The 9,306-nt window shown below is 47.4% G+C and carries 7 protein-coding genes and 2 pseudogenes; 3 read left to right on the plus strand and 6 right to left on the minus strand.

Annotated features, from left to right (window positions below; all coding sequences use genetic code 11):
- Positions 1-190: 190 nt before the first annotated feature.
- Positions 191-397, minus strand: a pseudogene (locus tag KDK19_RS24270) (transposase); the annotation flags it as partial.
- Between the two features lie 440 nt (positions 398-837).
- Here KDK19_RS24270 and KDK19_RS03640 point away from each other — a divergent pair.
- Positions 838-2,400: a hypothetical protein gene (locus KDK19_RS03640; protein ID WP_257254829.1), complete on the plus strand. Its 1,563-nt coding sequence runs from the start codon at positions 838-840 to the stop codon at positions 2,398-2,400.
- 67 nt (positions 2,401-2,467) lie between these two features.
- A pseudogene (locus tag KDK19_RS03645) lies at positions 2,468-2,698 on the plus strand (L-serine ammonia-lyase, iron-sulfur-dependent, subunit beta); the annotation flags it as partial.
- A gap of 47 nt (positions 2,699-2,745) precedes the next feature.
- Here the strand turns inward: KDK19_RS03645 and cyoD are convergent.
- Genes cyoD through KDK19_RS03665 form a run of 4 tightly spaced genes read right to left on the minus strand, consistent with a single transcriptional unit; the run spans position 2,746 to position 6,589 of the window.
- The gene (cyoD, locus tag KDK19_RS03650) at positions 2,746-3,048 is read right to left on the minus strand and encodes a cytochrome o ubiquinol oxidase subunit IV (protein WP_257254830.1); all 303 of its coding nucleotides are present in this window, start codon (positions 3,046-3,048) and stop codon (positions 2,746-2,748) included.
- Between the two features lie 9 nt (positions 3,049-3,057).
- Positions 3,058-3,660, minus strand: a complete 603-nt coding sequence (gene cyoC, locus KDK19_RS03655) for a cytochrome o ubiquinol oxidase subunit III (protein ID WP_257254831.1) — start codon at positions 3,658-3,660, stop codon at positions 3,058-3,060.
- Positions 3,661-3,712: 52 nt separating this feature from the next.
- A complete protein-coding gene (locus KDK19_RS03660) occupies positions 3,713-5,692 on the minus strand; it encodes a cbb3-type cytochrome c oxidase subunit I (protein WP_257254832.1) in 1,980 nt (659 codons plus the stop codon).
- A gap of 3 nt (positions 5,693-5,695) precedes the next feature.
- Positions 5,696-6,589 (minus strand): COX aromatic rich motif-containing protein, encoded by an 894-nt coding sequence (locus tag KDK19_RS03665; protein ID WP_257254833.1) that lies wholly within the window; start codon positions 6,587-6,589, stop codon positions 5,696-5,698.
- Positions 6,590-6,869: 280 nt separating this feature from the next.
- Here KDK19_RS03665 and KDK19_RS03670 point away from each other — a divergent pair, with 280 nt between their 5' ends.
- Positions 6,870-7,280: a hypothetical protein gene (locus tag KDK19_RS03670; protein WP_257254834.1), complete on the plus strand. Its 411-nt coding sequence runs from the start codon at positions 6,870-6,872 to the stop codon at positions 7,278-7,280.
- A 46-nt stretch (positions 7,281-7,326) separates the two neighbouring features.
- Here KDK19_RS03670 and htpG read toward each other — a convergent pair whose 3' ends face one another.
- Positions 7,327-9,237, minus strand: coding sequence for a molecular chaperone HtpG (htpG, locus tag KDK19_RS03675; protein WP_257254879.1), 1,911 nt, complete (start codon positions 9,235-9,237; stop codon positions 7,327-7,329).
- Positions 9,238-9,306: the final 69 nt, after the last annotated feature.

Consider the following 9,306-nt stretch of genomic DNA (forward strand, 5'->3'; position numbering starts at 1 on the left):
GAACCGGTCTAAATGGAGTTGCAGTCCACTGCATAACCGCTTTGCTAACTCGCCTCTACAGATTTAATTTCAGATAAAAGCCTTTAAAACCAATAACTTCCGAAATATGACGTTATTTTATGGGAGAACACACCAAATGACAATGCTTTTTTAAACCCCTGCCTGAAAAGATCAAATTCAGTGAAGCCATTTACCAGACTTGCCCCCACTCTACTGACATAAGGTAATGAGGTTCAGGCATTGTCCTTCTTTGCTTGAATACCTTTTTAGCCGCCGGGTGTAGTTTGATTTCCCTTAAGGCATCTTTATAGTTATCCACCGCAAAGCGAATTATTCTTCGCCTGTTCATTTTGTTCACTGTGCACTGATCTTTTAACGGGCAACTTTTGCAGGGAGCTCCCCCGTAAACCCAGCGAGCCCCGGGGGCTGATTATTCGCACTTTCATATCAAGCTTTGTCTCGAAATTGTCCCCTACAGAGGTCGGGACCATATCAAGGATGTATAGAGGGGTTTTTATCTTTGCAGGGCTTGGCCAGGGAACGCTGTTCACTCTTTTTGTACTTCTTGCTGTTTATACTATTCTTGGAGCTGGTCATGCGCCATTGCAGAAGTTTGAAGACAGCATCCGGGAGACCGACCAAGAATAGACTGCTCTGCTGCGGCGACATCAGATTGGTCTAAAAATCCCTCCTAGTTCAGCAAGTTGATCCACGATTCACCTTAACAAGTCGGAATTTTATGCTCAATTTTCTGCCTTTCTCGCTACGGGGTCGTCCAATCGGGGGAACCGTTCAGCCTTCCCGATCTCCTATCGCACTTTCCCGGGAGTCGTGTATATGATCAAGCGGCAGCATTATCTGACCAGGTTGATGGCTCCTATACTCCTGTTACAGGCATTGAACATACGGGCTCAGGCTACGACTCAATCCCCAACCACGAACCCCTTTCCAACGGTTTCCTGCCAGTCTCTTACAAAGCAAACGCCGGGAGTTGAGCAGCAGTTAAAACAATACAGCCACCTTGTTCGCAATCGACAGTGCGTTGTTCTCACTCCCAACCCGGATGATGATTTGGACCAGAAGATAAAACAGATTCCTGAGAACACCGTTATACTCTTCTCGTCCGGTACTGTCCAGGCAGTGACACCTTCTCCATCAGCTTCTCCCGTGACGGAAAAAATCCAGGTTAAGTACTTTATTAGAAGAGAAATAGTGTTGAAGGATGGTCAGGATCTTCTTGGCGCTGCTGATGACGGTTTTGAAATCGTTATCATGCTTCACCCAACTTATAATAAAAAATATATGGTCAGGGCTGGAGCCACTGACAACTTCCATTTTAGAAAAACAAAAGACAGCCATATAAGACACATTACTTTCCTGCCAACTGGAACCGGAAATCGCAGGCCAGTTGACACTATTTTATTCGCAGAGTGTTTTAATCGGAGACTGATTTTAGAAAACAACGAGTTCAATCTTCCTAACCAGGCGGCAGTTGACCTTGATTGCAAAGAACCTCTGGATGCGTCGGCTCATCCAATGCGCCCGGGTCCGGGCCTGCGGTTCATCAATAACACGGCCATAGGTACTACTATCAACACGCCGACCAGCGAATACATTCCCGATGAGGTGATAAATATTAACCTTCCTGCCATCAGGAACCAGTCAAAGAGGATTGCTGTTATTGGGAACACTTTCCGGGGCAAAATGGCAAAAGCGGGTGAATTTATGCTTGGGCCCGGAACCAGTATGGATATCTTCAGAAACACGGTCTACATTGCCAGCTCCACATTACTCGGCGCTATTGCCCAACAGGGAGGTTTCGTTCTTATAGGACATAAAGATATTAATGCAGAACTTTCTCGTTATAATCTGGCAGGCAATGAGATCTGGGTAAAAGGAACAGCTATAACCGTCTTTACCCCCCTTAAACTGGCCCTGGCTTGCAATCACCTGCAGGCCGTCATTCCGTGGCAACAATTTAAACAAGAATTCAGTCTGAAAGCCATTCATCCATGGCCACAGGCAGCAGTTGAATGCACAAAATTGATGGGTTCATCCGTTGTCATGCCAAACCTGAATCCAACCGTATTAACAGCAACACCTACCCTCTATACAACCGGTCAGGTCGCGAATATCTGGAGTGCCATCAATGGCTCAACAGCCACTGCCTGTAGTGGACTGGTCAATCTGGAAGGTCTTTTATTCTTTGACTCTGAAGTCTGCTCGTCACTCATTGCAGAGTACGCTCAAGTTGACAAGACGGATTCCAGTTTCATTATGAATTCCAGTACCATTTCGACTTCCAGTACCACCAAGGTTCCCACTTCATCTGCGGGCAAAGCCATAAAGATTACTGGTTTAGGTGTCATAATCACCCTGACTCTATTGTTGCTTCTATAACCTGAATCAGGATAGGACACAGTTTCACTGCAACTATTCTTTTGATCGTTCTCCCGAAATGGCCAACCTCTTGGACTGGGTTACCCTGTTTGCCATGTCCGTCAATGAAGAAAATGCCTGTGTAGGCCGGGTTGTCACTGCACCTAATAATGGTGCAGCCGGTGTTATCCCGGCGGTACTCGCTTATTACACTCGATTCATCTCCCGCAATAATACCCGGGGCATCCGCGACTTTGTTGCTACTGCGGCAGCCATTGGCTCACTGATCAAAATGAATGCTTCTATTTCTGGCGCAGAGGCAGCCTGACGGCAGAAGTAGTAAAACGACTTCTGCCCTCTTTTCACTCACATCATTCTGAAGTTCAGATCAAACAGTATCCATACGGTTCCACCCACCATGATGAATATCAGAACTCCAGCAAAAAAAAGGGCTGTCAGATAGTCCTTGCCCGTATTTTTAAGGCTTATGTTCAAAAAAAAGCGTAAGTGGACCATCACCTGAATCAGAGCACAAATGGCGATAATGGCAAACAGTATTCTTGCCCGGAAAGCCGAAGACCAGACGACCCAGAAAGGAATGGCCGTCAGAATAATCGCCAGAACCAACCCTTTGAGATAGTCCTTCAGGCTATGCTCATGTGCTTGCACGATTGCCTCCTATATGAACACCGGCAGGTAGACCACAGAAAAAATCCCGATCCAGACAATATCCAGGAAGTGCCAGAACAAACCAAGGCGAAACAATCTGGAGCAGACCTGAGGCGTCAGCCCTTTCATGAAGACCTGTAGAGTCATCGTCAGGATACCGATCATGCCAATACTCACATGAATACCATGGGTAGCAACCAGCGTGAAAAATGACGACAAGTAACCACTGGCTTGAGGGCCTGCTCCCTCTTGAATCATTTCTAAAAACTCAACGACTTCGAGAAAGACAAAAGCAACACCAAAAACGATGGTGATGATTAACCATAGTATCACTGATGGTCGTTTTTTATTCATAGCAGCCAACCAGGCAAAACCAAACGTTACACTGGAGATCAACAGACAGGCGGTTTCAAAAAAAACATGTTTGAGATCAAAAAGATGAATGGGTTCAGGACCATTGGCAGTATTTCTGAACATACTGACATAGGTTGCAAACAACAGAGCAAAGATAATCGCATCTGTCATCAGATAGAGCCAGAATCCGAATTCCCGGTTATCAAGGCAGTCTTCACGGTGTTCAGACATAACTTGTCGGAGCATATCCTGATTCATGAGGCTTTCCTTTGGCTTAAGGCTTTCCTCTGGCTGAGGGCTCTTCGTACAATCACAATTTGCCCTGAGACATCAATTGGGCTTTACGTTGACTCTCGATGGCCATGATAGCTTCTGATGTGATGATCTCCTCGCCATAATCATTACAGCTTCTGACGATCAGTGTTGCGATAACACCGATCATGGCGAGAATAGCGAGCCACCATATATACCAGACGAAAGCAAATCCTACTAAAAACCCGAACAGACCAATCAAAACGCCTGCTCCGGTATTAGCGGGCATTATGATGGGTTTGTATTGATCAGGAAAATGATAGGCTTCCCCCTTATTTTTCATCTCCCAAAAGGCATCAACGTTGCTAACGTCTGGAATCACAGCAAAGTTGTAGGGTGCTGCAGGTGAGGAGGTGGCCCACTCAAGGGTTCTCCCATCCCATGGGTCGCCGGTCAGATCCCGGTTTTCGTTACGGTCTCTGATACTGACATAAAACTGCATAAAGACACTGAAAAGGCCAAGCAAGACAAAACATGCGCCGGTAAAGGCCACCAGCAAGAAAGGTTGCCAATCAGGATGAGTATATTGCTCAAGCCTTCTTGGCATACCCAATAACCCAAGGGCATAGAGCGGCATAAAGGCGAGGTAAAAACCGATAAACCAGCAGTAAAACACCACCTTGCCCCAGAACTCATTAAGCTTGAATCCAAAGGCCTTTGGGAACCAGAACTGAGTGCCGGCAAAGTAGCCAAACAAGGCACCGGGTATCAGCATGTTATGAAAATGCGCCACCAAAAAGGTGCTGTTGTGCATCAGGTAGTCTACCGGAGGTATGGCCAGCAATACTCCGGTAATACCTCCTATTACAAAGGTAATAATAAAACCGATGGTAAACAGCATGGCAGGATGAAAAACAATCCGCCCCCTTACCATGGTGAACAGCCAATCAAATATTTTAACACCAGTGGGAACGGCAATAATCATCGTTGCAATACCAAATATGGCATTGACGTTTGGACTGGAGCCCATGGTGAAGAAGTGGTGCAACCATACCGTGAACGACAACAGTCCAATAGCCATGGTGGCGTAGACCAAAGAGCGGTAGCCAAACAGCCTTTTCTTGGAAAATACCGCCGTTACTTCAGAATAAACACCAAACGCTGGCAGAATCAGAATATAAACTTCAGGGTGTCCCCAGATCCAGATGAGGTTGGCAAAGTTCATCATATTGCCACCCAGCTCATTGGTAAAAAAGTGCATCCCTAACGTCCGGTCCAGCCCAAGCAGAGCCGCCACCACCGTCAGCGCAGGAAAAGCAAATGCCATCAGGATACTGGTGCAAAAGGCGGTCCAGACAAACAACGGCATTTGCATCAGTTCCATGCCGGGAGCCCGACATTTCAAAATGGTCGTTATGAAATTGATGCCGGTCATGGTGCTGCCCACACCACTGACCAGCAGTGCCCAGATCCAGTAATCCACCCCAACACCCGGACTGAAGCCAATGCCTGAATAAGGCGGATACCCAGTCCAACCCGCCGTTGAGAATTTGCCCAGTACCAAAGAAATCCCCACCAGTCCGGCCCCTGCAGCAGTCAGCCACAAACTGACTGAATTCATAAAGGGAAAGGCCACATCTCTGGCACCCAGCTGCTGGGGAACGACGACATTAATCAGGCCGGTAAGAAATGGCATAGCCATAAAAAAGATCATGATGGTGCCATGAGTTGTAAAAATCTGCTCAAAATGCTCTGGCGGTAAATACCCTTCATTGTTGAGAGCAATAGCTTGCTGGGTTCGCATCATGATGGCTTCAATAACACCCCGGACAAGCATAACCAGCGACAGCAGAATGTACATAATGCCGATCCGCTTATGATCAACACTGGTCAGCCATTCTTCCCATAAGTAGCGCCATTTGCCAGCCCAAGTCACGATCAGAGCCGTCAAAAGCACAGCCATCACGGTAACAAGAGCACCTCCCACAGCGATCCAGCTGTAGAGTGGCAGTGCGTCAATGGTCAGTCTACCCAACATGGTTTACTCCAGACTTCTGGGCTTTTGCAGGGGCAAGGCACCACTGGCTCCGGTGTATTTAGCAATGATTTGACGGAACAACTCCGGTTCAACCCAGGAGTAATATTCCACCGGGTGTTTTCTCTCAGGTTTGAGCAGCTTCTGATAACTGATCGAATCCAGTCGTTTATTGGCTTTTTTGACCTTATCGAGCCATTGCGAAAAGTCGCCTTCAGACAGTGATTGGACCTCAAACACCATATGGGGAAAGCCACGACCGCTGAACTGGGTATTTCTTCCAGAAAAACGACCTGGTTCGTAGGCCCTGAGATTCAGGTAGGTAGTCATTCCGGCCATGGCATAAATCTGACCACCCAAGGCTGGAATTATAAACGACGTCATGACGGTGTCTGATGTAATTTCAATATTCAGCGGCCTCTCACTGGGAAAAGCCAGCTCATTGACTACCGCTACCTGCTGATCCGGGTAGATAAAAAGCCACTTCCAGTTCTGTGCTATAGCCTGAACCCTGAACGCTTTTTCACCAGTGACCAGAGGCTTGTAGGGGTCGAGTCGGTAAGTGTATATGACAACAAGAATACTGATCGCAACGACAATGACCAGCGGACCGGCCCAAATAAACACTTCTACAAAAATGGACTTGTGCCAATCTGGCTGATAGGCCCCCTTACCCTTGGCTCGATAACGCCAGCATGACCAGAAAGTAATCAGGTAAACGGGCAGCAAAGTAAATAGCATGATGGCTGTGGCCAAGAGCAACAAATCCCGTTCAGTTTCTGAAACCGGCCCTTTTGGATAAAGAATGGGAGAAGACTGCATACTGCAGCCCGACAACACAAGAAGTGCTAACAGAATCGCCAGCCATTCTGACAATAAAACATTACGACAGGATTTCATGAATGAATGCCACTGTCACAGGGGAACTGACCAGAAAAACCTGTATCAGACTCAATACAGCGTAGATCAAAACTCGGAAAGATGAACTGAACTTGAAGTAATTTAGCGAAGTCAGCCTTAATACTTACGACTATAACCGTATATTTTAGCTGGGTTATCTAAATGTTTAACCGGCATAATGATAACCAACTGGTTATCTGAACTAACGGAACAGCATCAAAACAGCGTTAAACAGCTCTATAATCAAATAGGAATTAAAACGAACAGGGAGGTATCGTTTATGAAAGTAGAAGGTCAACCCACCGGAAGGCTGCATCCTGAGACTAACAACTTTCAACAACCCGTCAGAGGGCATTTCCAAAGTCGTAATGTTGAACTGATGCCGAGCCTGGGCAGCCTGCTTTATCAACTAGCTGAGTTTTTTGAGGACGTAGCCATGGAGTTCAAGCCCGTCAGCGACTACCTTTGTCAGGTGCTCACGCTTAAGAACTTCATGAGATCCGCCAGCGATCTCAGGTACGAGGCAAATCAGGCCAGCATTGATTTTAAACGGAAGAAAACGGACTCAAGATCTGAGCGCGTTAAATTGACGGTGAGAAAAGAGGTGAATGAGCTGAAGCACGGCTTGAAAAACGGCTTGTTGGATATCAGAGAGGACTTAAAGGCAGCATTGAAAAAACTGACCAAGTAACAGTCAGGAGCCGGAACTTACATAAAGTTCCGGCTCCAACACTGTCTTAGCCCGCCATTTCCAGCAGCAGCTTGTTCAAACGCTGAACGTAGCTGGCCGGATCATCCAGCTGGCCGCCCGCAGCCAGGTTAGCCTGATCGAAGACCACACGACACAGGTCAGTAAAACGATCTTCATCAGCTTCCTGATCAAGACGGCTAATCAGAGGATGCTCCGGATTGATTTCAAAGATAGGCTTGGATTCAGGCATGGCCTGACCAGCAGCTTCCATGATCTTTCGCATCTGGGCGCCCATATCATGCTCACCCACGACGAGACAGGCGGGTGAATCCGTCAGACGGTGCGTTACACGCACTTCTTCAACCTGATCCACCAGAGCATCCTTGATACGCTTAAGCAGGTCTTCCTTCTCTTTGGCGCTTTCTTCCAGGGCTTTCTTGTCGCCTTCGTCGTCCAGCTGACCCAGATCCAGATCACCACGGGCAATGTCAGCAAACTGTTTGCTATCAAACTCGTTCAGGTGGGACATCAGCCACTCATCTACACGATCGCTCAACAACAGAACTTCGATCCCCTTCTTCCTGAAGACTTCAAGGTGAGGACTGTTAGCTGCAGCATTGTGGGTTTCGGCAGTAATGTAGTAGATCTTGTCCTGACCTTCCTTCATCCGGGAAACGTAACCTTCCAGCGACTGATCCTGCTCTACACCCTTGCTCTCAGTGGACGCAAAACGCAGCAGTTTGGCAACTTTCTCACGGTTAGCGAAGTCTTCAGCAGGACCTTCTTTCAGAACCTGGCCAAACTCTTTCCAAAACTCTGCATACTGCTCTTCTTCTTTTTTGGCCATTTTTTCCAGCATGTCCAGAACACGCTTGGTCAATGCCCCTTTCATACTGTCTACAGCCGGGTCTTTCTGAAGGATTTCACGGGATACGTTCAAAGACAGATCATTAGAATCCACCACACCCTTGATAAAGCGCAGGTACATGGGCAGGAACTCATCAGCCTGATCCATGATGAAAACGCGCTGAACGTAGAGTTTCAGCCCTTTCTGCATGTCACGGTTATACAGATCGAAGGGGGCCTTGGCAGGAATGAACAGCAGGCTGTTGTATTCCAGCTTGCCTTCAACACGGTTATGACTCCACTTCATGGGATCAGCAAAGTCATGGCTGATATGTTTGTAGAACTCTTTGTACTCGTCTTCAGAAATATCGGAACGGGAACGGGTCCACAGGGCCTTGGCAGTATTCACCGTTTCCCACTCAGGCGCCTGGTCTTCCTGCTTTTCTTCTTCTGAAGACATATCCTGCTTGACCATCAGAATCGGCATGGAGATATGGTCAGAATACTTGCGGATAATGTTGCGCAGACGCCAGCCGTCGGCAAATTCTTCAGCATCCTCTTTCAGGTGCAGGATGATGGAGGTACCACGCTTCTCCTTGCTGATGCCTTCAACGGTGAATTCACCAGAACCATCAGATACCCAACGAACGGCTTCTTTAGCAGATGCATCGGCCTTGCGGGTTTCTACAGTCACCTTATCCGCAACAATAAAAGCAGAGTAGAAACCGACACCGAACTGACCAATCAGCTGTGAGTCTTTCTTTTGGTCACCGGTCAGTTGTTTCAGGAAATCAGCGGTGCCGGACTTGGCAATGGTGCCCAGGTGAGCAATGACATCTTCACGGTTCATACCAATGCCGTTGTCAGCAATGGTGATGGTCTTGTCTTCCTGGTCAAAATCCACACGGATATCCAGGTTAGGATCGCTCTCCAGTAAGCCATCGTTATGCAATGCTTCAAAGCGCAGTTTATCAGCAGCATCTGAAGCGTTGGAGACCAACTCCCGTAAAAAGATTTCGCGGTTGGAATACAGGGAGTGGATCATGAGGTGAAGAAGTTGCTTGACCTCGGTTTGGAAACCCAGTGTTTCTTTTTTAGCTTCGACAGTCATTTGACCCTCTACATTGTTTTCGGCATTTTGATCTTTTCCGGGCCAGAGGCTGGTGTTGATTTCGCTGTC

It is taken from the genome of Endozoicomonas sp. ONNA1, assembly GCF_024606325.1.
Classification (GTDB): Bacteria; Pseudomonadota; Gammaproteobacteria; order Pseudomonadales; family Endozoicomonadaceae; genus Endozoicomonas_A.

Excerpts from the sequence above, each read along its gene's own strand:
- htpG (WP_257254879.1), bottom strand. The coding sequence starts at position 9,237 with ATGACTGTCGAAGCTAAAAAAGAAACACTGGGTTTCCAAACCGAGGTC.
- KDK19_RS03660 (WP_257254832.1), bottom strand. The coding sequence starts at position 5,692 with ATGTTGGGTAGACTGACCATTGACGCACTGCCACTCTACAGCTGGATC.
- cyoC (WP_257254831.1), bottom strand. The coding sequence starts at position 3,660 with ATGAATCAGGATATGCTCCGACAAGTTATGTCTGAACACCGTGAAGAC.
- KDK19_RS03670 (WP_257254834.1), top strand. The coding sequence starts at position 6,870 with ATGAAAGTAGAAGGTCAACCCACCGGAAGGCTGCATCCTGAGACTAAC.
- KDK19_RS03640 (WP_257254829.1), top strand. The coding sequence starts at position 838 with ATGATCAAGCGGCAGCATTATCTGACCAGGTTGATGGCTCCTATACTC.
- KDK19_RS03665 (WP_257254833.1), bottom strand. The coding sequence starts at position 6,589 with ATGAAATCCTGTCGTAATGTTTTATTGTCAGAATGGCTGGCGATTCTG.